The organism is Pseudocitrobacter sp. 2023LY-00077 (genome assembly GCF_055796175.1).
Window position 1 is genome coordinate 225,312 of record NZ_JBSPEI010000005.1, and the last position, 26,668, is coordinate 251,979.

The following is a 26,668-nucleotide window of genomic DNA, read 5'->3' on the forward strand; positions in this document are numbered from 1 at the left end:
GTTATTTGCTCGCCAGTTCGTGAATCAGGTCTGCCATAGCGTCAATGGATTTAATATTCTTGGTGTAGATCAGATATTTACCATTAACCACATAGGCCGGAACGCCCTGGATTTTGGCCACATCGTAGGCTGCTTTCCATTTTTCCAACGTTTCCTGAACCGCAGGTTCCTTCAGCGCGGTTTCAAAATCAGCCTGGCTCATACCCGCGGCATCAAGGCCGGTTTTGATAAAGGCAGCGGGATCTTTACCGTCAGACCAGCGCTCTTTTTTGTCGTGATACGCTGCGTAGTAAGCGAATTTTGCTTTTTTAAACTGTGAGTTAGCATCAAAAAGAGAAATGCCTGCGGCTTTATCTTTGGCAATTAACACAGCAAACACTTCGCTGGCCTGCTTGCCATATTCGCCCTTGGTTTCCAGATGGAATGGCGTGAAGGCCACTACATCTTTCACTTTTTCAGACACCGGGCCGGTCACTGCTTTGTCGTACTTGTAGCAGAATGGGCAGGCGTAGCTGAAGACTTTAATCAGCGTTTTATCGGCATTGGGAATCGGTTTCTCCAGCACCATGTAGTCCGTGCCTTCGGTGAAAGCCGATGCTGCAAAAGACGTCGCCAGCGCGGCGGTGAGTACCACGCCGGTGAATAATGATTTTATCCATTTCGTAGACATAGCCATTCCTTCTTATTTAAACATCTGCTGTGGATGAACCAGCATTGCACGGTAGTGGGTCTGATTCGGTTTATCCGACAGAACGTCGATTTCGACTTTCACTTCTTTGGTTTTGTAGTCAATTTCATTGAGCTTACCAATGGTCGGTTGACCAACGTCGAATAAATGAATTGAACCGCTGAAGCCAAACATCGTGTTGCGGTCTTTTTCATATTCGATGACGGACGTAATCGGGCTGTAGAAGTCGTAGCCGCGATCTTTACCGTATTCCCAAACCTGCTGGACGGTGCCTTTTTTCTCGTCGATTTTATATTCCACGAAACGGGAATATTTCATCGTTGGCAGGGCTGGTTGTTCCAGATGACGACCATCGCCGTTATCAAAGACGGTGAGTGTGCCTTTGCTGGAGAGCCACGCGGTATGCTGGGTATAGGTGAAGTCGAAATCACTGTTCTGGCAGTTGCCGTTTTCATCACAGCTAATCGGTTTCCCTTTATCATCAACCGGTTTGAGCAGTTTGCCCGCCAGCTGTTTATTCCAGCCTTTGGACGGTGCAAGGATCCATTTCACCTGCTTATCACGGCCAATTTTGAAGACGCCCTGGTGGCGTGAAGAAATAATAATGGAGTCGTCTTTGGCGTCATAAGCAATTGAGTTAACGTGCGCCCAGTTGCGTCCTGGCCCTACGCCCAGCGCATCACCAAACGGTGTATCTGGCTCAAGTTTCGCCTGCTGGCCCGCGTGTGCCAGGTCGACGTTTACACAGACGGCACCGGCATCCAGCGCGCCAAGCAGAGCATCACGCATCGGGTCGAGAATTTTGTTGAGGTCCCAGACGTCAACCACACGACCTGATTTATCGACTTCCAGAATATGGTCGCGGATAGTGTTGACGTGCACGCCATCATCGCGGCGATAGCTGTGTTTGCCGACGCGCAACAGCACGGTGCCTTTCGACGTTTCGATAGATTCGTGGGTGGCATCGACAAACCCGCGCGGCAGTTTGTGATCTTCCAGTACCTGGCCCATCATGTCGAATTCATACCAGTGCTGGCCCTGCACTGCCGTGTAGGTTCCACGTGGCGTTTCGCGAATACCCATCAGGTAGCCGCGTTTATTGATGTTGCGGTCATGCCCATCGTAGAAGGTTTCCTGGTCCAGCCACCAGCGATATTCCCCTTCGGTATCCACCACAAAGGTGAAGGGCGCGATGTCAAAGGCCAGCGCACCGGTTGCCGGGCCTGCGTCGAGAATACCGGCGTCTTTTGCTTTCTCGCCGTGCCAGTGCAGGTCAGAGCCCTGCGCGGTGAAGGTGTGCGTATTCACCATATAGAGGCGATCTTCAAAGCCTTTCGCGACTTTAACGACTTTCGGTTGTTGCAGGTCAGAGATAGAGCGGTTGTCCATATAGTGGTTGACGATAGCGGAGGTCTGCACCACATAATTGTCCTTCATGGGTTTGCCGTTCTCTTTCCATTCCACGGTGACGTTGTTGGCAAACTTCTGATACAACCCAAAAATAGGGATACCGTCGTAGTTCTTCAGCGATTCATCGCCCACGCTGTAACTGATTGGCACACCTTTCTCGCCTTTACCGTGTACGGTGACTTTTACATCGGAGATCGTGTGGCTATCGAGTTCAACCAGCGCAGTTAATGGTGCGTGACCGTAGGGATCGACGACGACAGCTCCCAGATGACCCGCCGGTGGGGCTGGTTGAAAACCTGCGGCCAGCACACCTGCACTTGATACGCTAAAGGTAAGTGCCACCGCGCCCGCGAGGAACGTTTTTCGATATTGATTAAACATAACGATATTTCCTTATATATTCCCGTGGATTATTTATGAGATAACAAACATCGTTTTTTCTGAATGAGTATGAAATCTATCTTTTCTTTTTAAATATGTTTTTTATAAATATATGAATCAGCTTTATTTATTCGGATAGTAGGTGTGTGATATATCAACCACAACCGCTATTGTTATAGAGTGTGATCCTGATTACATTGTTTTAAATAGCATAATGTAACTCTTTCAAAGTTGAATTTAGTTTATTTGTTTCGATGATAAGTGCGGGATATTCTTAATGAATAAACAAATGAATATATATTGATGTGAAGTGAGAGTGTTGAATGTAAAATAATTTTAACTTTTAAGGATGAAAGAATGTATATAGCGTGGTACTGGATGGCTTTGATTGCTGTACTGGCGGGATATGCTATTTACCATGTCAGGCGTGAGCGCCGCGCCTGTCGGCAGGAAAGAGATGCGTTGCTGGAGATGATTCGTCGTTGGCGCGAAGAGAAAATACCGCCCTGCGAAGGGGCGGTATCTGGAACAAAGCTTACTCCACAAAAATATGCGGATAGAAGCGAGAGAGATCCTGCGTGATCAGCGCGCGGTCTTCGCGAATGCCAATTCCGGCCGGTTGATCGTTGATAAGCCAGCTGCCAATCAGCGTATAACTGTCACCAAATTTTGGCAGCGGATGGAACTGCTGCACGATCATGCCTTCTTCACCGTAAGGCCCTTCAACCTGTTCCAGCGTTTTGCCGTTCTCAATGATCGAAATATTGGCGCCTTCGCGGGAGAAGATCGGTTTCACCACATATTTGTCCATCTGCGGATGATCGTCTTCGGCAAAATAAGCGGGCAGCAAATTCGGGTGATCCGGGAACATTTCCCACAGCAGTGGCAGCAGTGCTTTGTTGGAAATAATGCTCTTCCATGCCGGTTCCAGCCAGCGCACGCCAGCGTCTTCCAGCTTGGTTGAGAACATCTCGCGCAGCATATATTCCCACGGATAGAGCTTAAAGAGATTACCGATAACCTGATCCTGAAGATCGGTAAACTGACCTTTTTCACCCAGGCCAATATCTTCGATGTACAGGAATTCGGTTGCCACTTCCGCTTCTGCCGCGCAGTCCTGCAGATATTGCACGGTTCCACGATCTTCCACGGTATCGCGACAGCAGGTCAGGTGCAGCAGCTGAAAACCATGCTGCTCACGCAGCTCGGTGAAGCGCTCGATGATCTTTTCTTGCAGGCTGTTGAACTGATCGCTCCCTTGCGGCAGGTTACCGGCATTGAGCTGATCTTCCAGCCAGATCCACTGGAAAAACGCCGCTTCGTACAGTGAGGTTGGGGTATCGGCGTTGTTCTCGAGCAGCTTCGGCTCGCCCACGCCATCCCACGCCAGATCCATGCGTGAATAGAGCGAAGGCTGATGCGTCTGCCACGACTGGCGCACGAAGCCCCAGGTGTGTTTCGGAATGCGGAATTTGGTCATCAGCTCATCGCTGGCGACTACGCGCTCCACCACTTTTAAACACATCTGGTGCAGTTCTGCGGTGACGTCTTCCAGTTTTTCAACCTGGGCCAGGGTCAACTTGTAATACGCTTCTTCGCTCCAGTACGGCTCGCCGTACATGGTGTGGAAGTTAAAGCCATATTCAGTGGCTTTTTCACGCCAGTCCGGGCGCTCTGTAATACTGATTCTTTCCATCTGACTTAGCCGCCCATTGAGCGAGAAGAAGTGCCGGAGGCGCTGCTACGCTGCATTGTCGACTGTTTCGCAACAGACTCGCCAAAGCCGCCACGGGTGACCGTGTTGGTGGTTGCCGGTTTTGGCGCCATCGCGGTTTTCGGTACGGTCATGGAGCGACCTGGTTGCGCGGCGCCGTAGTTTTTGCCGCTGGCATCGGTGTATTTACCATACGCCGGGCTGGATGGATTTTTGGATGTGAACACTGGCTGCTGCTGGAAACCCGCGCCGCCGCTCATCATACGACCCATCATGTAACCGGCCATCAACGGCATCCAGAAGCTGCCGCTGCTTTGTGCCTGAGCCTGGTTTTCTGGCGCAACACCTGCCTGAGCTGGCGTTTGCTGACACTGACCTTCACCAAATTCCGCTACGCAATCTTCACGCGTGGCATATTTCGGCGCAGTACGTTCCGCTTCTTTCTGTGCGTTATTAAAGGCGGTGGTACATTCCGCACCTTTCCCCGGGTTGGCTGCCGAGCAGTCGTCCGCGTTTTGATAGAGGGTGACCGTTTCGTCACTTTGCTCACAGCCCGCCAGCATAAAGACGGCAGTGACAGCGAAAGCAACCGGTGTTAAATGGCGTGCACTCCAGCTTTTGCGAAAAGCGGCGTGCTTAATATTATTTGTCCGTTTCATCGTTATCTTCCTGGACCCAGTGGTAGAGCATTAGCGCTCAGGATAGTGGATGACTGGTTGAAAATGAAGCGAGAAGGGGAAGAAACAGGGGGATCTTTACGTTGCCTTACGTTCTGCGCAATGTAAAACGCCACGCGTGTTCGGCGTGGCGTTTTTATACGGCATTGAGCTTAACGATTCGCGGTAGTGGTCGCGCCGTTATAGCCGTCTGCTGAAGCATCCTGCTTTGGATTTTCCGGGGCAACAGACTCAGGCGTCGTTGAAACCGGTTTACCCAGCGTGCTGTTCAGCGCCTGCAGATCCTGTTCGTTCAGAGTACCGAGCGCAGATTTGATATTCAGCTGGTTAATCAGGTAGTTATAACGCGCGCTGGAGAGTTGCTGCTTGGCGTTATACAGCGTGGTGGTTGCATCCAACACGTCAACGATGGTACGGGTACCGACTGAGTAACCGGCTTCCATCGCGTCTAATGAACTCTGTGCAGAGACAACGGCTTGTTTGTAGGCGTTGATGCTGCTGATAGAGGCATTGACGTTATTGAAGGAAGAACGCACGGTCTGTACCACGGTACGGTGCGCGCTTTCCAACTGCTCGCTTGCGCCAACAAAGTTGTACTGCGCCTGTTTAACCTGAGAGGTCACCGAACCGCCGCTGTAGATTGGCAGGTTGAAGCTCAGGCCGATAGAGTTCTGGCCGATATCGCGGTCAGCATAGGTGCTGCCACCGGTTTTGCTGCCGTCATATTTGGTGTTGGACACGCTGGTAGACGCGTTCAGGTCCAGAGTCGGCAGGTGACCGTCCTGTGCCTGGCGAATCTGCTCGCGAGCCAGATCCTGGCTCAGGCGCGCCTGCAACAGCGCCAGGTTGCGGCTTTCCGCTTCCTTCAGCAGCGCATTGACCGCTTTCGGCTTGTCGGTAGAGAAGCTGTCAACGTTCAGCGAAGAGAGTTCCGGGTAGTAGTTACCGGTGACCTGACGCAGCGCTTCAACGGCGTTATCGAGATTGTTACGCGCGGTCACTTCATTCGCCAGCACGGTATCGTACTGTGAACGGGCGTTCTGAACGTCGGTAATAGCAACCAGACCGACGTTAAAGCGCTGAGTGGTTTGATCCAACTGACGGTAGATAGCCTGTTTCTGCGCTTCAGTATAGGAAAGCGCATCAATCGCGCTCAGCACGTTAAAGTAGGCCGTCGCCGTGTTCAGAATAAGCTGCTGCTGGTCAGTCTGATAAGTGACGTCCTGAATACCGGCGCTTTTTTCTTGCAGCGTCAGGGCACGCCATTTCGACATATCAAACAACGTTTGCGTTAACTGTAACGACGCGCTGCTAACGTTAGAGTTGACGCCGTTGTTGTCACGATAGCCGTTGTTATAGGTATAATCAGCACCCAGGCCAAGCTGTGGTAACAGTGGGCTACGCGCTTCGTTAATCTTTTCAAAGGCAGCATCGCGATCTGCTGCGGATTTACGCAGGTCAGGGTTGCTTAAACGCGCCTGCTGATACACTTGCAGCAGGTTCTCTGCCTGGCTCATTGCGCTGAAACCCGTAAGGCTCAGGCCAATAAGGATGGGGAGCAATTTCTTCATTTGCATTCCTTGTTGTGAAGCTTAGCGCTGATCTAATTCAGAAAAATATTCGCCGATTGTATCAGAGTCTGCCAGTTTAAAAAGTTGGCGTAATGTGCCATGCGGCGTTAATTTGCATCAATCTAGCATACAGTCAGCTAAACGGTAGCCAAACTGACCCGAAATCCACAATTTCAGCACAAATGCAATTGGAACCAATCATGACTAAGACGAATGACTCAGTGGTTACGTTCTCGAAAAACGATGTAGAAATTATTGCACGGGAAACGCTGTACAGCGGTTTTTTTTCGCTTGATTTGTATCGTTTTCGTCATCGTTTATTCAACGGAGAAATGAGTGGCGAGGTAAAACGCGAAATTTTTGAGCGCGGTCACGCCGCAGTCTTGCTACCCTTTGACCCTGTGCGGGATGAAGTTGTGCTGATTGAACAGATCCGCATCGCCGCATTCGACACCAGCGAAAGCCCGTGGTTGCTGGAGATGGTGGCCGGTATGATCGACGAAGGCGAAACCATCGAAGATGTGGCGCGCCGGGAAGCAGTAGAAGAGGCGGGCTTAATCGTCGGGCGCACGAAAAAAATGCTGAGTTACCTGGCAAGCCCAGGCGGAACCAGTGAGCGCCTTTCTATATTAGCGGGCGAAGTGGACGCAACGACGGCTAAAGGTATTCATGGCCTGGCAGAAGAAAACGAAGACATTCGGGTTCATGTGGTAAGTCGGGAACAAGCTTATCAGTGGGTAGAAGAGGGAAAAATCGACAACGCGGCGACGGTCATCGCTTTGCAATGGCTGCAGTTGCATTATCAAGACTTACGACAAGAGTGGTTAAAATGAAGCGCTATACACCTGACTTCCCTGAAATGATGCGGCTTTGCGAAACCAATTTCGCCCAGCTACGCCGATTACTGCCGCGCACTGATACGCCCGGCGACGCAGTGAACTATCAGGTGGCGAATGCGCAATATCGGTTAACGATTGTCGAATCAACGCGTTACACCACGCTGGTTGAGATAGAGCAGACACACCCGAAAGTTAGCTACTGGAGCCTGCCGTCAATGACGGTACGCCTGTATCATGATGCCATGGTGGCTGAAGTGTGTTCGAGTCAGCAGATTTTTCGCTTCAAAGCACGTTATGATTATCCTAATAAAAAGTTGCATCAACGCGACGAAAAGCATCAAATTAACCAGTTTCTGGCTGACTGGTTACGTTACTGTTTAGCATATGGAGCGATGGCGATTCCGGTTTAAGCATCGTGAAACCTAAGGACACCATTTGGAAAGCCTGTTAAACCTTCCTCTGGCTGGTGGGGCCAGTGTCAGGTTACTGCAAATTACTGATACTCACCTGTTCGCTAAAAAGAGTGAAACGCTGTTGGGCGTGAATACCTGGGACAGTTATCACGCCGTGCTCGAAGCGATTAACGCTTCGCAGCGTGAAGTCGATCTGGTTGTCGCAACCGGCGACTTAGCGCAGGATCACACCTCCGCGGCCTATCAGCACTTCGCTGAAGGCATCGCGCGATTTTTTGCGCCCTGCGTTTGGCTACCTGGCAACCATGACTTCCAACCCGCCATGTACAGTACGCTCCAGGACGCCGGAATCTCCCCGGCCAAGCGCGTGATGGTGGGCGAGCACTGGCAAATCCTGCTGCTCGACAGTCAGGTCTTTGGCGTGCCGCATGGCGAACTGAGCGAATTTCAACTGGAGTGGCTGGAAAAGCGGCTGGCAGAAGAGCCGGAACGTCACACGCTGCTGCTGTTGCACCATCATCCATTGCCTGCAGGATGCAGCTGGCTCGATCAGCACAGTCTGCGCAACGCCGCGTCGCTGGATAACGTGCTGGTGAATTTCCCGAAGGTGAAGAACCTGCTGTGCGGCCATATCCATCAGGAACTTGACCTCGACTGGAACGGCCGCCGGATGATGGCGACACCGTCCACCTGCGTGCAGTTTAAGCCGCATTGCGCCAACTTTACGCTGGATACCGTTTCTCCGGGCTGGCGCTGGCTGGAGCTGCATGCTGATGGCTCGCTAACCACCGAAGTTTGCCGCCTTGCCGGGTCGGAGTTTCACCCGGATACCGCGTCAGAAGGATACTGATGGCTACGCTTCTCTATCTGCACGGGTTTAACAGCTCTCCCTGGTCTGCCAAAGCGACGGCGCTGAAAACGTGGCTGGCGGAGCATTATCCGGATATCACCATGGTGATTCCGCAACTGCCGTCCTATCCCGCTGAAGCCGCAGAAATGCTGGAAGCGCTGGTGTTAAAGCACGGTGGCGAGCCGCTGGGTGTCGTCGGCTCCTCGCTGGGCGGCTATTACGCCACCTGGTTGTCGCAGTGCTTCATGCTGCCCGCCGTGGTGGTGAACCCGGCGATACGCCCGTATGAGCTGCTAACGAACTTCCTCGGTCCGAACGAGAATCCCTACACCGGTGAGCATTATGTGCTAGAGTCTCGCCATATTTACGATCTCAAAGTGATGCGAATTGACCCGCTGGAAGCACCGGATCTCATCTGGTTGTTGCAGCAAACGGGCGATGAAGTGCTTGATTACCGCCAGGCCGTTGACTATTTCGCCTCCTGCCGCCAAACGGTAGAGGAGGGCGGTAATCACGCATTTGTGGGCTTTGAAGATCACTTCACACAGATTATCGACTTTCTGGGGCTGCATTAAGCCGCTCCCATTACCTACGAACAGATCATGACACAATCTTCTTATAACGCTGATGCCATTGAGGTACTCACCGGGCTTGAGCCGGTTCGCCGCCGTCCGGGAATGTACACGGATACTACACGCCCTAACCATCTTGGTCAGGAAGTGATCGATAACAGCGTCGATGAAGCGCTGGCGGGCCACGCAAAACGTGTCGAAGTCATTCTTCATGCTGACCAGTCGCTGGAAGTTATCGATGACGGGCGCGGCATGCCGGTCGACATTCACCCGGAAGAGGGTGTACCGGCGGTCGAGCTGATTCTGTGCCGTCTGCATGCGGGCGGTAAATTTTCCAACAAAAACTACCAGTTCTCCGGCGGCCTGCACGGCGTAGGGATTTCGGTGGTTAACGCCTTGTCCCGACGCGTGGAAGTGAACGTGCGTCGCGATGGTCAGGTCTACAGCATCGCCTTTGAAAATGGCGATAAAGTGGAAGATCTGCACGTTACCGGCACCTGCGGCAAACGCAATACCGGCACCAGCGTCCACTTCTGGCCGGACGAAAGCTTCTTCGACAGCCCGCGCTTCTCCGTTTCGCGTTTGAATCACGTGTTGAAAGCGAAAGCGGTACTTTGCCCTGGCGTGGAAATCGTCTTTAAAGACAAAGTGAATAACACCGAGCAGAGCTGGCGTTATGAAGACGGCCTGACGGATTACCTGAAAGAAGCGGTGAACGGCCTGCCGACGCTGCCGGAACAGCCGTTTGTCGGGACGTTCTCTGGTGAAACGGAAGCGGTTGACTGGGCGCTGCTGTGGCTGCCGGAAGGCGGCGAGCTGCTGACTGAAAGCTACGTTAACCTGATCCCGACCATGCAGGGCGGTACGCACGTTAATGGTCTGCGTCAGGGCCTGCTCGACGCGATGCGCGAATTCTGTGAATACCGCAATATTCTGCCGCGCGGCGTGAAGCTGACGGCGGATGATATCTGGGAACGCTGCGCGTACGTGCTGTCGGTGAAAATGCAGGATCCGCAGTTTGCCGGTCAGACCAAAGAACGCCTCTCTTCTCGTCAGTGCGCGGCATTTGTTTCCGGCGTGGTGAAAGATGCGTTTTCCCTGTGGCTGAACCAGAACGTGCAGGCCGCAGAAATGCTGGCAGAAATGGCGATTTCCAGCGCTCAGCGCCGCATGCGCGCGGCGAAAAAAGTGGTGCGTAAAAAACTGACCAGTGGCCCGGCGCTGCCTGGCAAGCTGGCGGACTGCACCGCGCAGGATCTCAACCGTACCGAACTTTTCCTTGTGGAAGGTGACTCCGCAGGCGGCTCCGCCAAGCAGGCGCGCGATCGTGAATATCAGGCGATCATGCCGTTGAAAGGGAAGATCCTGAACACCTGGGAAGTCTCCTCCGATGAAGTGCTGGCCTCGCAGGAAGTGCACGACATTTCCGTGGCGATCGGCATCGATCCGGACAGCGACGATCTCAGCCAGCTGCGCTACGGCAAGATCTGTATCCTTGCGGATGCGGACTCCGATGGGCTGCACATCGCCACATTGCTGTGCGCGCTGTTTGTGAAGCACTTCCGCGCGGTGGTGAAACAGGGGCACGTCTACGTGGCGCTGCCGCCGCTCTATCGTATCGATCTCGGTAAAGAAGTCTATTACGCCCTGACCGAAGAAGAGAAAGCGGGCGTGCTGGAACAGCTGAAGCGCAAAAAAGGGAAACCGAACGTGCAGCGCTTTAAAGGGCTGGGTGAAATGAACCCGATGCAGCTGCGTGAAACCACGCTGGATCCGAATACGCGTCGTCTGGTACAGCTGATTATTGATGATGAAGATGAACAGCAAACCAACGCCATGATGGATATGCTGCTGGCCAAGAAGCGTTCGGAAGACCGCCGCAACTGGCTGCAGGAAAAAGGCGATATGGCGGATATTGAGGCCTGATGGGTTATTTATTTTTAAAAGGAGAGCGTTCGCTCTCCTTTTTTATTTGTCTTAAAGATATATTCAATTATTAATATTTACAATACTAATAACAATACGTGCTTTTTATTTTTCTGAAAAGCTATTTTCTTTTTTTTATTGCGTCCTGTCACGGATTGGCTTTTCGCGTTTTTGCATAGTACGTGCGAACGTTATTTATGAATAAATAATCTTTGTGAATATATTTATTAATTAAATACAACGCATGGAGCACACAATGGGAAATAAGAAACTCACCACCGGGTTATTAGCGTTATCCCTGCTGGTTACCTCTTCGATGGCTTTGGCAAAAACCGTCTTTATCGCCTCGGATGTCCATCCTGCGGATTACCCCACCACGGCGGCGGTGATTCATATGGGCGAAAAACTGAGTGCGCAAACGGACGGGCGTTTAGCGATAAAAATGTTCCCCAATGGGCAGATGGGGGATGAAGGCGCCACCATTGAAAAAGCGCGCGCAGGGGCGATTGATATTCTGCGTGTATCAATGGCACCCGTGGGCGGTATTTTGCCGGAAGTGAGCGTCTTTAATATGCCGTTTGTTTTCCGCGACCTCGATCATCTCCATCATGTGCTGGATGGTCAGGTAGGCGAACAACTGGGGCAGAAAGTCACCGACAGCAACCTGGGCCTGGTGTTCCTCGGCTGGATGGACGCGGGCTCACGTAGTCTGATTACCAAAAAACCGGTGAATAATCTCGACGATCTGAAAGGCGTGAAAATCCGCCTGCAAAACAACCCGATCGGCCTGGATTCCTTTAAAGCGATGGGTGCAAACCCGGTCGTCATTCCGGTAGGCGACGTTTTTGCCAGCCTGCAAACCGGTGTTATCGACGCAGCGGAAAATAATGAACCGACGTTTGATACTGAAAACTATGTGGTGGCCGGCACTAAATACTTTGATATGACTGAGCACTTTATGATTCCAGAAGTGTTCGTCTTCTCAAAGAAAAAATGGGCCAAACTCTCTGCTGAAGATCAGGCGCTGATTTTAAAACTGGCGAAAGAAGCGCAGGCGGAAGAACGCGTTCTGTGGGCGCAGTATGTTGAAAAATCAACGCAAAAATTACAAGGCCAGGGCGTGGAGTTTATTAAGGTGGATAAAAAACCCTTTATCGACGCGACTGCGCCAGTCCGTGAAAAATATGGCAAACAGTTTAGTGCGTTGATGCAGCAAATCCAGGAAACAAAATAAGAATCCGATGTGCCGGGCTGGCTTATTCTGGCCCGGTCGTTGTAGGAGCATAAAATGAAAAATGCCTATATTCTGGCCATGGATTATGTCTACCGGGTCTGTATCTGGCTGTCCGGTTTTAGCTTGTTATTTATGACGTTTATTTATTTGATCGGTATTTACGCCCGATTTCGCCCGGACCTTCCCGCGTGGCTGGACTTTATGCCCCACGCGTCAACCAGCTGGCCCGAACCGCTGTCGCAAATTTGCATGATCACCTTCTCCTTCGTTGGCGCAGCGGCGGCCTATCGGGCGGGTGGACATATTGCCATCACCATGCTGGTCGATCGTATTCCTGCGGCGGCGCAAAAAGGGATCGCGCTGCTCGTGGATCTCGCCATGCTGGCAACCTGCATTTTTATTATCAAATGGGGTATTGTCGGCTGCCAGGACGCCTGGGACGATGTGATTCCCTCACTGCCTTTCCTGACCTCCGGAATCACCCATCTTCCCGTTCCTTTAGGGGCATTCTTTACGCTGCTGTTTGTCGTTGAAAAATTACTGTTTGGCCCGCAAACGCACCGGGAACTGGTGCAATTTGGCTCGCCGAAAGTGGGTCACTAAGGAATTCATAATATGGACATGACGCTGCTTGTTTTTGTGGTGACGTTTGTTGTGCTGATGGCGGTTGGCATGCCGGTGGCCTATGCGGTTGGCCTGACCGCCGTGGTGGTCACGGTGATGGCGGATTTCTCGCTGGATGGTCTCATCATCACCATTTTCCATAGTACTGATAACGTCAACCTGCTGACGATTCCGTTCTTCGTATTTGCAGGGGCGATAATGGCGGAAGGCGGTATGGCGCGACGGCTGGTGGATTTTGCCGGGCTGTTTGTCGGCTGGATCCGTGGTGGCCTGGCGCTGGTGAACATTCTGGCCTCCACGTTGTTTGGCGCGATTTCCGGTTCATCCGTTGCCGATACCGCTTCGATTGGTTCGGTATTGATTCCTGAAATGGAACGCAAAGGGTATCCGCGATCTTTTGGCGCGGTGCTCACCGCCAGTGCCTCGGTGCAGGCGATTCTGGTTCCACCGAGCCACAACTCGGTGCTGTTTGCGATTGTCGCCAATACCGCAGCGGTGACCATTCCCGGTATGTTTCTGGCGGGAATTGTTCCCACTTTCGTTCTGTGTGGCACATTGATTGTGCTGTGTTTGATCTCCGCCCGACGCAATAATTATCCGAAAGAGGCGAAGATAGAGCTGCGGCGCAAACTGAAAATTGCGCTGGATGCCATCTGGGGTCTGATTACCATCGTGATCATCTCAGGCGGCATCCTTTCCGGCTTCTTCACGCCGACGGAATCGGGGGCCATCGCCTGTATCTGGGCGATGTTCGTCACCTTCTTTATCTATCGCGAATATAAATTCCGCGACTTTCCGAAGCTGATTCACCGCACCATTAAAACCGTCACCATGGTGATGGTGCTGATAGCCTTTGCGGCAGCCTTCGGTTCGGTGATGATGCTGGTGGATTTACCGAGCCAGATCTCCTCCGCGCTGCTGTCTCTGTCGGATAACAAATACATCATCCTGATGATTATCAACGTGATGTTGCTGCTGCTGGGCTTCCTGATGGATATGGCGCCGCTGATCCTTATCCTCACGCCGATTCTGCTGCCGGTGGTGATACAGTTGGGGATAAACCCGATGCACTTCGGCATCATCATGATGACCAACCTGGGAATTGGCCTGATTACGCCGCCGGTGGGCTCCGTGCTGTTTGTCGCGAGCGCGGTGAGTGGGCTGAAGATAGAGCAGGTAGTGAAAGCGATGCTGCCGTTCTATTTCGCGCTGTTTGTGGTGCTGATTCTGGTGACCTATATCCCGGCGCTGTCGCTGTGGCTGCCGTCGCTGTTCCTGTAAAAGCCTGACGTCATGGAGGCCGGCTGCGCCTCCATGACGGTTAACCCGGGCGATGATTTTTCCGATACTGTAACGGCGTTTCGCCAATCCCTTTCTTAAACGAGCTGATAAACCATGTGGTATCGGCAAATCCGACCTGGCTTGCCACCTCCGCCACGCTCATCGCGCTATGCAGCAATAACTCGCAGGCTCGCCGCAGCCGTATCGTATTCAAATAGTTGTGAATATATTCCCCGGTCTCGACGTGAAAGCGCCGCGAAAGATAGCTGCGCGATTTACCGAGATCCTGCGCCAGCTTATCGAGGCTGAATTTTTGCCGATAGTTTTCTTCTATCCAGAACATCACCGGGCTGGCGATACCGTGGTTATCCTCTGGCATTTTTTCCTGCGCGGGTGGCAGCATGTGAAGCAACGCCATCAGCAGGCTGGCAATATGCTCCGCGCTGAGCCCGGAAGCGGCAAGACGGGCGTAAAGTGTAAACAGATAATCGATATGAGGATGTGCGTCGGCAAGGTCGGCAACAAAGGCCGGGGCTGCGCGTTGAGACAGCATTTGCAGACGGCTTCTCGCGTCGGGAAAGTCGCGCAGCAGGCGAATAATCGCATGCTGATCGAGATGGATAATCGTGCGGCGGTAGGTGTCATGCGCTTGTTCATCCACCATCACTTTATGCAGCGTAAACGGCGGGAAGAAAAACAGCCGCCCCGGGCGCATGGTGTACTGGCGATTATCGACAATCACCACGCCAAATCCTTCTTCGACGTACAGCACTTCCAGACACTGATGCCAGTGGTGGTAGCGCACGCTGTTAGCGTACAGGCGGCTGAATGACGCTACCTTATCCTTCAGCGTGATCAGCTCCAGACGTTCCGCATTTAATGATGTACTCATAGCAACAGAATTAAATTTTTACGTTATTAATTCCCCCACTAAACCACCGTTTTAAATTTTATCAAGCTGCGGTTTATTTAATCATATCAGTTGTGACCGGGTTAACATTTCAGGCCCTGTCCGATTCTCTATGCTTGAGCCACTTTCGAGGATGGCTAAGCAGAGGGTTCTGGCGGTGATGGAAAAATCAAATTCATTGTCTTCACGTGAAGAGGTGGTGACCGCGCTCACAAGCATGTTGAGTGCGCTGGATAAACAGTTTCCCGCCGGTGCGGCGCAATTCTCGTTGGGCGATACCTGCGCGCATTACAGTGTGGAGATTGCCGAAATGGAAGGGCTGTCACGCGCGCTGTGGGGCCTGTTCCCGTTGCTGGCGGGCGGGGCAGAGGTACCCTTCAGCGACAAATATTTCACCGCCATCAAGACAGGCACCGATCCACACAGCCCAGGGTATTGGGGCGAAACGGGCCCGTACGATCAGCGTCTGGTCGAGATGGCGGCCTATGGCCTTGGGCTGGCGCTGTTACCGGGCCGCTTCACCGATCATTTCAGCGCCGCTGAGCTGAATAATCTGCACCGCTGGCTGGATCAAATCACCGATTCACAAATGCCGGACAGTAACTGGAACTACTTTGCCATCATGGTACAACTGGGCTTTAAACGTGCCGGTCTGCCTTACGATCGTCTGGCCATCGATAAACGCTTCGCAATGATGGAAGCCTACTATTTGGGTGATGGCTGGTATTCCGATGGTCCGGGGCGGCCCAAAGATTATTACATCTCAATGGCCTTTCATTTTTATGGCTTGATCTACGCGACTCTGAACGGCAGCGACGATCCGCAGCGCGCGGCGACCATCCGCGAACGCGCCACGCTGTTTGCCCGCGACTTTATCTATCTCAGTGCCGCCGATGGCGCTTCCGTGCCCTTTGGGCGCAGCCTGACCTATCGTTTTGCGATGGTTGCCTTCTGGAGCGGCGTGGCATTCGCCGGGCTGGATGTCTTCTCACCGGGCGTGGTGAAGGGCATCATTTTGCGTCATCTGCGCTGGTGGCTGGAAAAACCGATTTTCGATCGCGACGGCATTCTGACCCTTGGTTTCGCCTATCCGAATCTGGCGATGTGCGAGGACTACAACGCGCCGGGCTCGCCATACTGGGCGCTGAAGGTCTTTTTGATTCTGGCGCTGCCGGCGGATCACCCATTCTGGCAGGCGCAAGAACTGCCGCTGCCCGCGCTGGAGGATGTTCACGTTATTGCGCCTGCGCAGCAGGTTTTGCAGCACAGCGAACATTCGCAACATGTTGTGATGCTCACCTCCGGCCAGCTGGAGCTGAACAACTATGTGAACACCGACGCCAAGTACACCAAATTTGCCTACTCCAGCCGTTTTGGTTTCACCATCGAACGCGGGCGTTACGGCATCAAACATGCGGCCAGCGACTCCATGCTGCTGCTTGCCGAGAACGATAACCACTGGCGCGGGCGTCGGGAATGCGAATGCGTTGAAGTGCAGGAGAATGCGATTGTTTCACGCTGGTCGCCCTGGCAAGACGTACACGTCACCACCTGGCTTATTCCGGCAGGCGAGTGGCACGTACGCGTACATCGTCTGGATACCGCGCGACATTTGCAAAGTGCCGAGGGCGGTTTCGCGGTGATGAAGGCCGATGCGCAGCAGGGTGAAGGCCGGTGTCAGATTACCGCGCGCAATGGTGTCAGCGTGATTGCCGATCTCTCACCAACGCTTACACGGCAGGGTGATGCGGTCGTGACGCCGCCCAACAGCAGCGTGATGTTCGCCGAATGTGCGTCGATTCCGTTACTCACCGCCGACCTGACGCCGGGTGAACATTGGCTCTGCTGCGCGGTGGCTGCCAGCGGCGACGTGACGAAAAAATATCAACAGCCGCCACGGCTGGTTATTGAAAAGAATACGCTCAGAGTTATTGGTGAATCAGACAAACAATATGCTGCTCTGAGTTTTTAATTTTCCGGGCGCAGGCCCGGAATACTCTCTGTTGATCCTACATGCTTTCGTCGAGGATGGTATGGAAAAGTTATCGTCTCAAAACAGGCTTGAATATTACAAAATAAGTACCTTTATTTTTCTCTACTTTTTTACCTGGTCCGCCAGTATTGGTTTATTTGCTATCTGGTTAGGGCAAAAAGCTAATTTAAGCGGCACGGTGATCGGTACTGTTTTTGCGGTAAATGGCATCTTTGCCGTTATCCTAAAACCGATTTACGGTTATATTCTCGATAAAATAGGCATGAGTAAATGCCTGCTCTATTTTGTCGTTGCGGTCTCTGCTCTGATGGCACCATTTTTTATTTATGTCTATCAGCCGCTGCTGCTGTCGCACACCATGCTGGGGATTATCGTCGGCGCGATTTACCTGAGCTTTGCGTGGTATGCGGGCGTGGCAGCCTGTGAATCGTATGCAGACCGTTACAGTCGCTTAAACGGCATGGAGTTCGGCCAGATCCGTATGTGGGGGTCGCTCGGCTGGGCAGTGGCGTCCTCTTTCTCGGGCCTGCTGTTTAACCTCTCGCCCGCCTATAACTTCATTATGGGCAGCGTGGCGTCGATTATCATGCTGGTGGTACTTATCAGCCTGAAAGTGAACACTAACTCCGTTTATGCAAGCGAAGTGCTAACGAAGGAGAAAATCGCCCCGGCCGACGTCTACGCGCTGCTGCGAAGCGGTAAATTCTGGGCCTTCTGCATGTATGTCGCGGGCGTGGCATGGATGATGTTTATCGCCGAGCAGCAGTTCTCGCGCTATTTCGTCACCTTCTTCGAGGATGTTCATCAGGGCAATGCGCTGTTTGGCTATCTTGGTACCGTACAGTCCGGCATTGAATTCGTGATGTATATGTTTATTCCGCTTGTGGTGAATTATATCGGTGCCAAACGCGGGTTGTTAATCGTCGGTGCCGTGGTTGGCGCGCGTCTGATTATTTCCGGTCTGTGTGATTCGCATCTGCTTATTTCCGTACTGAAGCCGCTGTATGGTCTGGAAATCTGTTTGCTGCTGGTATCGGTATTTAAATATATCGCCGAACATTTCGATAAACGCGTCAATGCGACCATGTATCTGCTGGGTTACCAGGCGATGTTATATGTCGGTAATGTCGTGGTCTCCTCGCCTGCGGGCATTCTTTATGACCGCATTGGTTTTGAAAAAACGTACATCCTGATGGGCTCAATCGCCCTGCTGTTTACTGTTATCTCGGCATTTACCTTATCCGCCTGTCGTACCCAACGTAACCGCCCTGCGGCGCTAAATGTGGCTGAAAACAATGCGGCTAAATAATCCTGAACCGAAGAGTAATAAGGACACGAAAATGCACAATTCCGTCATTGAGGAAACATTACCAGAATTCCCGGGCGCGCCGGTAAATATGGACGCGTTTAACGATGAGATGGGTGCTGCACGACAGCACGTTCTGACGCTGATTCGCCGCCATATGGCGGAGTTTGGCGAAAAATTTCCGGCGGAGACCTGTGAAAAAGGGGTTTATCCGCTGACGGAAAACGTCGAATGGACCACCAGTTTCTGGACGGGCCAATTGTGGCTTGCCTGGGAGATGAGCGGTGATGAGGCTTTCCGCGCGTTGGCGGAAAAGCATGTGCGCTCGTTTGGCCTGCGCATTGCCGGGCGACACGATACCAACACGCACGACCTCGGTTTTTTGTATACGCTCTCCTGCGTTGCCGCCTGGCGTCTGACGGGCAATCGCGATGCACGTGGTTTCTCCCTGCTGGCCGCCGAAGCGCTGCTGGAGCGGTTCCATCGTAAAGCGGAGATCATCCAGGCATGGGGCGATCTTAACGATCCCGCGCAGGCCGGTCGCATGATCATTGACTGCACCATGAATCTGCCGCTGCTGTACTGGGCCAGTGAACAAACCGGCGACCCGCGTTTTGCCGAGGCGGCAAAAGCGCATGTGCGCCAGTCGGCGAAGTATCTGGTGCGCGACGACGCATCGACCTATCACACCTACTATATGGATGTGCAGACCGGGGCACCACGCTTTGGCAATACGCAGCAGGGCTATGCGGATGACTCCTGCTGGTCGCGTGGGCAGGCGTGGGGCATCTACGGTTTTATGCTGAGTTACCTCTACACCGGCGACAAGCAACTGATTAGCCTGTCGAAAAAGCTGGCGAACTACTTTCTTAATCGTCTGCCGGAGGATGCGGTATGTCACTGGGATCTGGCATTGCAGGGCACCGACGCATTACGTGATTCCTCTTCGGCGGCGATTGCGGTTTGTGGTCTGCTGGAGCTGGTGAAATCTCTGCCGGTCACCGATCCGGATCGCGCGCGTTATCAGCAATGGGCGATAGGGATGATGTCGTCGCTGACGAAGCATTATCTGACAGGGTTAGATGAGCCGGGTAATGGCCTGCTGAAACACTCGGTCTACCATTTAGCCGGAAATAAAGGCGTGGATGAGTGCAGTAGCTGGGGGGATTATTTCTACGTGGAAGCGCTGATGCGCATGACGCAGAGCTGGAAATTGTACTGGTGAGTGATTGCCCGGTGGCGCGTACGTTTCCCGGGCTGGCAATCCTTTGTAGGCCGGGTAAGCGTAATCGCCACCCGGCACAACATCCAGACTAAAGCTTAAACGCCCGCTTCCAGGATACGAATAGACATATCCAGCACGTCGTTTTTCACCGCTTCGCTGTAGGCTTTCATGTGCGGCGTTTGCAGATGCGCTTCAAGATGCGCGATGCTTTCCCACTGCTCAATCATCACGATAGAGTCTGGAGACGTGGTCTGGAAGCTCACGCCCGCAGCATGGTCAACCATTGGCGCGTAGCCGTGGCAGCCTTCTTCCTGCAAAACGGTCGGGATGATTTTCGCAAACTGATCCAGAACCGCCTGACGGTGGTGTTGGCCCGGACGAGTACGAATCTCTGCAATAACTGTCAACATAGTAAACTCCTTCTTAATCCAGCTTCCCAGTTAAGCAAAAATTTTACCAAGATGCTCGCGGTATTCTGCAATATAACGCGGAACGTCAGGCATTTTGATGACGTCGTTGGCGATAAAGGTCGGCAGCGCTTCCATACCAAGGAACTGGTTGGCTTTGTGGAACGGCAGGTAAACACCGTCTACGCCCACACCGTGGAAGAACTGTTCTTTATCGGTGAATGCTTCCATTGGCGCGTTCCAGGTCAGGGAAAGCATATAGGTTTTGCCCTGAATCAGGCCGCCGGAGCCATATTTTTTGCTGGCATCGGAACGGGTACGACCATCGCTGGCATACAGTGCGCCGTGACCTTCGGTGAACACATCATCGATATATTTTTTCACGGTCCACGGTGCGCCCATCCACCAGCCCGGCATCTGCCAGATAACGGAATCGGCCCACAGGAAGTTTTGTACTTCGGCTTTCACGTCGTAATCGCTGTCGGCGCGCACAACTTTAACATCATGTCCGGCGTCGCGCAGGAAGCTTTCCGCGACCTCGGTCATGGTGTCGTTCAGCTGGCCGTTAGAGTGGCCAAATTTTTTTCCGCCGTTAATAATCAATATGTTGCTCATTTTTTGTCCTCGGTGAAAAGCGTTTGGCGGTTATAATACCCCTCCTGACGAAGCGTGAATATGAGCAAAATGTACAAAGTCTTTTGCTGTATGAGCAATAATCTAATTACCAGCGTACCCGTGCTTCAAATCCGCCTTCAGGAATATTGCCGAAATTCACCGTCATACCGTGAAGAGACGCAATGCGCCGCACAATTGATAACCCCAGCCCGCTGCCCGTTTGCTCTTGCCCTGGTGGGCGATAAAAACGCTCGCCCATTCGCGCCAGCGCTTCCGGTGAGACGCCTGGCCCGTTATCGCGCACGGTAAAACTGTCCTGTTCCAGGGTCACGTCGATAACGCTGCCTGATGGACTGTAGCGCACGGCGTTATCCAGCAAATTACGCACCAGCAGGCTGAGCAGCAGCGGCTGCGCGGTGCGGGCAATGCTGATGTCGTTGAGGTGCAGGCGCACTTCGATTCCGGCGCGCTGGGCGCTGTGATAAATATCCATCACCGCAGATTGCAGCAACTCTTCCAGCTGGACCGTCTGTACATCTGCCAGATTATCCAGCGAATCGAGGCGGGAGAGGGTGAGCAGCTGTTCCACCAGGCGGGTGGCGCGGTCGATCCCTTCATGCAGCTGTGACAAGGCTTTCGCGCGCGCGTCGGCATCATCCTGTGAGAGCTGCGCCACTTCGGTCTGCACTTTCAGCGCGGTTAACGGGCTACGCAGTTCATGGGCGGCGTCGGAGGTAAAACGTCGCTCGCGGTTCATCATTTCATGGGTTTGATGGAAGAGGTGATTAAGGGCGTCAACCAGCGGGCGCACCTCGTTCGGTACGCCTTTGGTGTTGAGTGGCGTATCGTCTTCCGGCGAACGGCGACGTAGGGTGAGCGTTAATTTTTTCAGCGGCCGTAGTTCGCTGCTGAGCAGCAGAATCAACAGTAAAAACATTACCGGCAGCGCCACCAACCACGGTGTAAGCTGCGACGTGATGATGTCCAGCGCCATCTCTTCGCGATATTCCCACTCCTGGCCGACCACGATGCGGTATTTTTTATCGGCGGTGGTCAGCCACAGAAAACGCCAGCGATCGTCATCATTGATCAAGTTGCCGTCGTCAAACCCTTCCCGGCGATAGCTATAAGGGATGAACGGGCCGTTTTCGCCATCGTGCATCACCATTCTGCCGTCGATCGCGTACACCGCGAAAGCCAGCACATCTTCATCAAGATGCCCGTGTTTGACCTTTTTCGGCGCGCGGATAAACTGCCGCGAGCTGCGAACGTCGGTAAAATCCATCGCGCTGATGCGCTTGGCAAACAGCATTTGCTGGGTATCGAAGAGCTTATCCAGTTTATTGGTGGTTTGATGCCAGGCCACCAGGCTGGCGCAGAGCCATGCGGCGGCGGAAAGCAGCATAAACAGCAGCGTCAGGCGAACGCGCAGACTGAGGCGGGGAAACAGTTTCACTGCGCCCCCAGCGTATAACCGATGCCGTGTACGGTGCGGATAAACTCGCTGCCCAGTTTGCGGCGCAGATGATGCACGTGTACTTCCACGGCGTTGCTGGTGACGTCGTCATCCCAGCTGTAGAGTTTTTCTTCAATAAGCTTGCGCGGCAGAACGCGCCCGCTGTTGCGCAGCAGCAACTCCAGCAGAGCAAACTCTTTCGGTTTAAGAGGAAGCGGTTCGCCGTTGAGCGTAGCGGTCAGTTTACCGGGATCGAGCGTCACCGCGCCGTGGCGCAGTTCATTGCTGGGCTGCCCGTGTGCGCGACGGATTAAGGCCTCCAGCCTGGCGGCGACTTCAATCAGCGCAAAGGGCTTACATAAGTAGTCGTCCGCCCCCAGGCGAAGCCCTTCAACGCGCTGGCTGAGCGCGTCGCGCGCGGTGAGGATCAGAACTGGCTCATGATGCGATTTTTCTCGCCAGCTGCGCAGAATATCCAGCCCATCGATGCCGGGCAGGGTGAGATCAAGGATGACGGCGTCATACGGCGCGCTGTCGAGGGCAATTTTCCCTTCTTCGCCCCGGGTAAACCAGTCGATGGTAAAGCCCATTTTGCCAAGGCCGGTTTTTAGCCCGTCGCCAATCAGTTTGTCATCTTCTACCAGTAAAATTCGCATCTCGCGCTCCTTGCCACTCTGCCTGAATAAAGCCAGTAAACCCTTATCAGACCTGCGCTGTACAGTAAAAAAAAGAATATTTTTACCTTAAGAAGTCGTTAAGCATTATCCTGTTAAATGGCTTTCGTAATGAAATTTAAGGGAGAAAATATCATGAAGAAACTTGCTGCAATGGCCGCCGTCCTGGCGCTGATCGCTACCCCGGTTCTGGCTAACACTCAGAGCGGTTTTTCTGGCCCAAATTCAACGTCAACACAAAGCGGCGGCTTCGTTGGCCCGGATGGAACTGTAACCACCGTTGCCAATGCGAAAACCCTGCGCGATGACACCTGGGTTACGCTGAAAGGGACTATCGTTGAGCGTATCTCTGACGATCTCTATACCTTTAAAGATGAGACCGGCACCATCAACGTGGATATCGACGACAAACGCTGGAACGGTCTGACCGTCACCCCGCAGGATAAAGTGGAAATTCGCGGTGAAGTGGATAAAGACTGGAACTCGGTTGAAATCGACGTCAAACAGATTCAGAAACTGAAACCGTAATCGGGAAGAATGCGCAAGATCGGTCAGGATCTCACGACGTAACCCCGGCACTATTGTTGGCACGGAGGCCGTGATGAATGACCGGTTAAAAACGCAATATTCGGCTCGCTTACGGCGAGTGTGTGACTATATCGAGCGCCATCTGGATACGCCTCTCTCGTTAGAGTCATTAAGCCAGATGGCGCACTGTTCGCCTTTCCATTTCCACCGGCAGTTTACCGCCTGGGTCGGAATACCGCTCTACCGCTACATCCAGTGGTTGCGCCTGCGCCGCGCATCGTGGCGGCTGGCGTTTAATCCACAGGATAAGGTTATCGATATTGCGTTGGATGCGGGGTTTCAGAACCCGGAGTCATTCACTCGAGCTTTCAAGACCGCGTTTGGTCAAAGCCCGCGACAGTTTCGGCAACTGCCGGACTGGCGTGTCTGGCACCAGCGCATGCCAATGATGAACATAAAAGGGCAAAAAAATATGGATGTCACCCTTGTCGATTTTCCCCGTACACCGGTTGCGTTACTGCAACATCGCGGTAATCCGGAATTAGTGAACTACAGCGCCGCGAAGTTTATTTTATGGCGCAAAGAAACGGGCCTGTCGCCGGTCGCGCAAAGCGCTACCTTTGGCATCGCCTGGGACGACCCGCAAACGACGGCGCCGGAGGCATTCCGATTTGATATTTGCGGCAGCGTCAACGCGCCTGTGCCTGAAAACGCCCACGGCGTCATTAACAGCGAAATTCCCGCCGGACGCTGCGCGGTAGTGCGCCATCACGGCTCGCTGGATACGGTCGGCGAAAGCGTCTGGTACCTGTTCCGCGACTGGCTGCCTGGCAGCGGTGAAACCCCGCGCGATTTCCCGGTCTTTTTCCAGTATCACAATTTTGTCAATGAAGTTGCCGAGCACGAACTGCAAACGGATATTTACCTGCCACTGCAATAAACCGCCTTCCTCGCCTCAACTCACGGACTTGTGACTCAGCCCGTGAGATAGGGTATTATCTGCGGCAATATTGCCGTCCGAACGGTCAGCATGCAGATTTGAGGAACCCCCATTAATGAGCGATATGGCAGAGCGCCTTGCGCTACATGAATTCACGGAAAACGCCTACTTAAACTACTCCATGTACGTCATCATGGATCGCGCGTTGCCGTTTATTGGTGATGGTCTGAAGCCGGTGCAGCGCCGCATCGTCTATGCGATGTCTGAGCTGGGCCTGAACGCCAGCGCCAAATTCAAAAAATCGGCGCGTACCGTCGGTGACGTGTTAGGTAAATATCACCCGCACGGCGACAGCGCCTGCTATGAAGCGATGGTGCTGATGGCGCAGCCATTCTCTTATCGTTACCCGCTGGTCGATGGACAGGGGAACTGGGGTGCGCCTGACGATCCGAAATCGTTCGCGGCAATGCGTTATACCGAATCGCGTCTGTCGAAGTATGCCGAGCTGCTGCTGGGTGAACTGGGACAAGGCACGGCGGACTGGGTACCGAACTTTGACGGTACGATGCAGGAGCCGAAAATGCTGCCTGCGCGTCTGCCGAATATTCTGCTGAACGGCACCACCGGCATTGCGGTGGGTATGGCGACGGATATTCCGCCGCACAACCTGCGCGAAGTCGCTAACGCCGCCATCAAACTGATTGAACAGCCGAAAACCACGCTGGATGAAGTGCTTGATATCGTGCAGGGGCCGGACTATCCGACCGAAGCGGAAATCATCACACCCCGCGCGGAAATCCGCAAAATTTACCAGAACGGGCGCGGCTCGGTGCGTATGCGCGCGGTCTGGAATAAAGAAGATGGCGCGGTGGTGATCACTGCGCTGCCGCATCAGGTTTCCGGCGCGAAAGTGCTGGAGCAAATCGCCGCCCAGATGCGCAACAAAAAGCTGCCGATGGTCGATGACCTGCGCGATGAGTCGGACCACGAAAACCCGACGCGTCTGGTGATTGTGCCGCGTTCCAACCGTGTGGATATGGAGCCGGTGATGAATCACCTCTTCGCCACTACGGACCTGGAAAAAAGCTATCGCATCAACCTGAACATGATAGGCCTGGACGGTCGCCCGGCGGTGAAAAACCTGCTGGAGATCCTCACCGAATGGCTGGCGTTCCGTCGCGACACCGTGCGTCGTCGCCTGAATTATCGTCTGGAGAAAGTCCTTAAACGCCTGCATATCCTCGAAGGTTTGCTGGTGGCGTTTCTCAATATCGACGAAGTGATCGAGATCATTCGCACCGAGGATGAGCCGAAACCGGCGCTGATGTCGCGCTTCGGCATTAGCGAAACGCAGGCGGAAGCCATCCTTGAACTGAAATTGCGCCACCTCGCGAAGCTGGAAGAAGTGAAGATTCGTGGTGAGCAAAACGATTTGGCGAAAGAACGCGATCAGCTGCAGGCGATTCTCGCGTCCGAACGCAAAATGAATAACCTGCTGAAGAAAGAACTTCAGGCGGATGCCGATACCTTCGGTGACGATCGTCGTTCTCCGCTGCACGAGCGTGATGAAGCGAAGGCGATGAGCGAGCATGACATGCTGCCGTCTGAGCCGGTGACCATTGTGTTGTCGCAGATGGGCTGGGTGCGTAGCGCCAAAGGTCACGACATCGACGCGCAGGGGCTGAGTTATAAAGCGGGCGACAGCTGGAAAGCGTCGGTGAAAGGCAAGAGCAATCAGCCGGTGGTATTTGTTGATACGACCGGACGCAGCTATGCCATCGACCCTATCACGCTGCCGTCGGCGCGCGGTCAGGGCGAACCGTTGACCGGTAAGCTGACGCTCCCGCCGGGCGCGACCGTTGAGCATATGCTGATGGAGAGTGACGATCGGAAACTGCTGATGGCCTCCGACGCGGGCTACGGTTTCCTGTGTACGTTCAACGATCTCGTTGCGCGTAACCGCGCGGGTAAAGCGATGATCTCGCTGCCGGAAAACGCACACGTTCTGCCGCCGGTAGTGGTAGAAGATGAGTCTGACATGCTGCTGGCGATCACCAGCGCGGGTCGCATGCTGATGTTCCCGGTAAGCGACCTGCCGCAGTTGTCGAAAGGCAAGGGCAACAAGATTATCAACATCCCGTCAGCGGAAGCGGCGAAAGGGGAAGATAGTCTGGCGCACCTTTACCTGCTGCCGCCACAGACCACGCTGACCGTGCACGTCGGGAAACGCAAAATCAAACTGCGTCCGGAAGAGCTGCAAAAAGTGACGGGCGAACGTGGCCGTCGCGGTACGCTGATGCGTGGGTTGCAGAAAATCGACCGTATCGATATCGACTCTCCGTTGCGTCAGAGCGCGGGAGAGAGCGAGGAGTAAAGCTTACCCCTCACCCTAACCCTCTCCCTTAGGGAGAGGGGGCTGAATGTGCCTGACATT

General features: G+C 53.5%; 24 protein-coding genes. 14 read left to right on the top strand and 10 right to left on the bottom strand.

All coding sequences use genetic code 11. From position 1 onward, the window contains the following. Position 1: 1 nt before the first annotated feature. The 5 genes from ACWWFX_RS09050 to tolC all read right to left on the bottom strand — a co-directional run bounded on the left by ACWWFX_RS09050 (position 2) and on the right by tolC (position 6,441). Entirely contained in the window at positions 2-670 is a 669-nt protein-coding gene (locus tag ACWWFX_RS09050; protein WP_456146489.1) for a thiol:disulfide interchange protein DsbA/DsbL, read from the bottom strand. A 12-nt stretch (positions 671-682) separates the two neighbouring features. Further along, entirely contained in the window at positions 683-2,479 is a 1,797-nt protein-coding gene (locus ACWWFX_RS09055; protein WP_473223627.1) for an aryl-sulfate sulfotransferase, read from the bottom strand. A 535-nt stretch (positions 2,480-3,014) separates the two neighbouring features. Further along, positions 3,015-4,175, bottom strand: a complete 1,161-nt coding sequence (locus ACWWFX_RS09060) for a glutathionylspermidine synthase family protein (protein ID WP_473223628.1) — start codon at positions 4,173-4,175, stop codon at positions 3,015-3,017. A gap of 5 nt (positions 4,176-4,180) precedes the next feature. After that, positions 4,181-4,852, bottom strand: a complete 672-nt coding sequence (locus tag ACWWFX_RS09065) for a DUF1190 family protein (RefSeq protein ID WP_456146487.1) — start codon at positions 4,850-4,852, stop codon at positions 4,181-4,183. Positions 4,853-5,022: 170 nt separating this feature from the next. Further along, complete coding sequence (tolC, locus tag ACWWFX_RS09070) at positions 5,023-6,441, bottom strand: outer membrane channel protein TolC (protein ID WP_276223211.1); 1,419 nt, start codon at positions 6,439-6,441, stop codon at positions 5,023-5,025. A 200-nt stretch (positions 6,442-6,641) separates the two neighbouring features. Here tolC and nudF point away from each other — a divergent pair, with 200 nt between their 5' ends. The 8 genes from nudF (at position 6,642) to ACWWFX_RS09110 (ending at position 14,180) form a co-directional block, all read left to right on the top strand. Continuing rightward, positions 6,642-7,274, top strand: coding sequence for an ADP-ribose diphosphatase (gene nudF, locus ACWWFX_RS09075; protein WP_473223629.1), 633 nt, complete (start codon positions 6,642-6,644; stop codon positions 7,272-7,274). Next, entirely contained in the window at positions 7,271-7,690 is a 420-nt protein-coding gene (locus ACWWFX_RS09080; protein WP_015962972.1) for a DUF1249 family protein, read from the top strand. Before nudF ends, ACWWFX_RS09080 begins: the two co-directional genes overlap by 4 nt. A 25-nt stretch (positions 7,691-7,715) precedes the next feature. Next, on the top strand, positions 7,716-8,543 hold the full coding sequence (gene cpdA / locus ACWWFX_RS09085; RefSeq protein WP_473223630.1) for a 3',5'-cyclic-AMP phosphodiesterase: 828 nt from the start codon (positions 7,716-7,718) through the stop codon (positions 8,541-8,543). After that, positions 8,543-9,118: an esterase YqiA gene (gene yqiA / locus ACWWFX_RS09090; RefSeq protein WP_015962974.1), complete on the top strand. Its 576-nt coding sequence runs from the start codon at positions 8,543-8,545 to the stop codon at positions 9,116-9,118. The genes cpdA and yqiA overlap by 1 nt, the downstream gene beginning before the upstream one ends. Before the next feature lie 27 nt (positions 9,119-9,145). Beyond that, on the top strand, positions 9,146-11,041 hold the full coding sequence (parE, locus tag ACWWFX_RS09095) for a DNA topoisomerase IV subunit B (protein WP_276223209.1): 1,896 nt from the start codon (positions 9,146-9,148) through the stop codon (positions 11,039-11,041). 256 nt (positions 11,042-11,297) lie between these two features. After that, positions 11,298-12,275 carry a TRAP transporter substrate-binding protein gene (locus ACWWFX_RS09100; RefSeq protein ID WP_456146483.1) on the top strand — a complete coding sequence of 326 codons (978 nt, stop codon included), beginning with the start codon at positions 11,298-11,300 and terminating at the stop codon, positions 12,273-12,275. Positions 12,276-12,329: 54 nt separating this feature from the next. Continuing rightward, complete coding sequence (locus ACWWFX_RS09105; protein ID WP_276223207.1) at positions 12,330-12,878, top strand: TRAP transporter small permease; 549 nt, start codon at positions 12,330-12,332, stop codon at positions 12,876-12,878. 12 nt (positions 12,879-12,890) lie between these two features. Next, positions 12,891-14,180: a TRAP transporter large permease gene (locus ACWWFX_RS09110; RefSeq protein ID WP_473223631.1), complete on the top strand. Its 1,290-nt coding sequence runs from the start codon at positions 12,891-12,893 to the stop codon at positions 14,178-14,180. Positions 14,181-14,220: 40 nt separating this feature from the next. Here ACWWFX_RS09110 and ACWWFX_RS09115 read toward each other — a convergent pair whose 3' ends face one another. Continuing rightward, on the bottom strand, positions 14,221-15,072 hold the full coding sequence (locus ACWWFX_RS09115; protein ID WP_473223632.1) for an AraC family transcriptional regulator: 852 nt from the start codon (positions 15,070-15,072) through the stop codon (positions 14,221-14,223). 151 nt (positions 15,073-15,223) lie between these two features. Here ACWWFX_RS09115 and ACWWFX_RS09120 point away from each other — a divergent pair, with 151 nt between their 5' ends. From ACWWFX_RS09120 to ACWWFX_RS09130, 3 genes are all read left to right on the top strand, one after another. Next, positions 15,224-17,062 (top strand): DUF2264 domain-containing protein, encoded by a 1,839-nt coding sequence (locus ACWWFX_RS09120; protein ID WP_473223633.1) that lies wholly within the window; start codon positions 15,224-15,226, stop codon positions 17,060-17,062. Between the two features lie 61 nt (positions 17,063-17,123). Next, positions 17,124-18,392, top strand: coding sequence for an oligosaccharide MFS transporter (locus ACWWFX_RS09125; RefSeq protein WP_276223203.1), 1,269 nt, complete (start codon positions 17,124-17,126; stop codon positions 18,390-18,392). Between the two features lie 31 nt (positions 18,393-18,423). Further along, positions 18,424-19,614, top strand: coding sequence for a glycoside hydrolase family 88 protein (locus ACWWFX_RS09130; RefSeq protein WP_276223202.1), 1,191 nt, complete (start codon positions 18,424-18,426; stop codon positions 19,612-19,614). Positions 19,615-19,709: 95 nt separating this feature from the next. On the opposite strand, the gene ACWWFX_RS09135 is transcribed toward ACWWFX_RS09130, so the two are convergent. From ACWWFX_RS09135 to qseB, 4 genes are all read right to left on the bottom strand, one after another. Beyond that, entirely contained in the window at positions 19,710-20,024 is a 315-nt protein-coding gene (locus ACWWFX_RS09135; RefSeq protein WP_015962980.1) for a putative quinol monooxygenase, read from the bottom strand. Between the two features lie 30 nt (positions 20,025-20,054). After that, the gene (locus ACWWFX_RS09140; protein ID WP_231826220.1) at positions 20,055-20,636 is read right to left on the bottom strand and encodes an NAD(P)H-dependent oxidoreductase; all 582 of its coding nucleotides are present in this window, start codon (positions 20,634-20,636) and stop codon (positions 20,055-20,057) included. A gap of 106 nt (positions 20,637-20,742) precedes the next feature. Continuing rightward, a complete protein-coding gene (gene qseC / locus ACWWFX_RS09145; RefSeq protein WP_473223634.1) occupies positions 20,743-22,092 on the bottom strand; it encodes a quorum sensing histidine kinase QseC in 1,350 nt (449 codons plus the stop codon). Beyond that, the gene (gene qseB, locus ACWWFX_RS09150; protein ID WP_276223199.1) at positions 22,089-22,748 is read right to left on the bottom strand and encodes a quorum sensing response regulator transcription factor QseB; all 660 of its coding nucleotides are present in this window, start codon (positions 22,746-22,748) and stop codon (positions 22,089-22,091) included. Before qseB ends, qseC begins: the two co-directional genes overlap by 4 nt. A gap of 153 nt (positions 22,749-22,901) precedes the next feature. On the opposite strand from qseB, the gene ACWWFX_RS09155 reads away from it, so the two are divergent. The 3 genes from ACWWFX_RS09155 to parC all read left to right on the top strand — a co-directional run bounded on the left by ACWWFX_RS09155 (position 22,902) and on the right by parC (position 26,608). Continuing rightward, positions 22,902-23,294 carry a YgiW/YdeI family stress tolerance OB fold protein gene (locus ACWWFX_RS09155; protein WP_473223635.1) on the top strand — a complete coding sequence of 131 codons (393 nt, stop codon included), beginning with the start codon at positions 22,902-22,904 and terminating at the stop codon, positions 23,292-23,294. A 73-nt stretch (positions 23,295-23,367) separates the two neighbouring features. Continuing rightward, complete coding sequence (locus ACWWFX_RS09160; protein ID WP_473223636.1) at positions 23,368-24,234, top strand: AraC family transcriptional regulator; 867 nt, start codon at positions 23,368-23,370, stop codon at positions 24,232-24,234. Positions 24,235-24,349: 115 nt separating this feature from the next. Then, a complete protein-coding gene (gene parC / locus ACWWFX_RS09165; protein WP_473223637.1) occupies positions 24,350-26,608 on the top strand; it encodes a DNA topoisomerase IV subunit A in 2,259 nt (752 codons plus the stop codon). Positions 26,609-26,668: the final 60 nt, after the last annotated feature.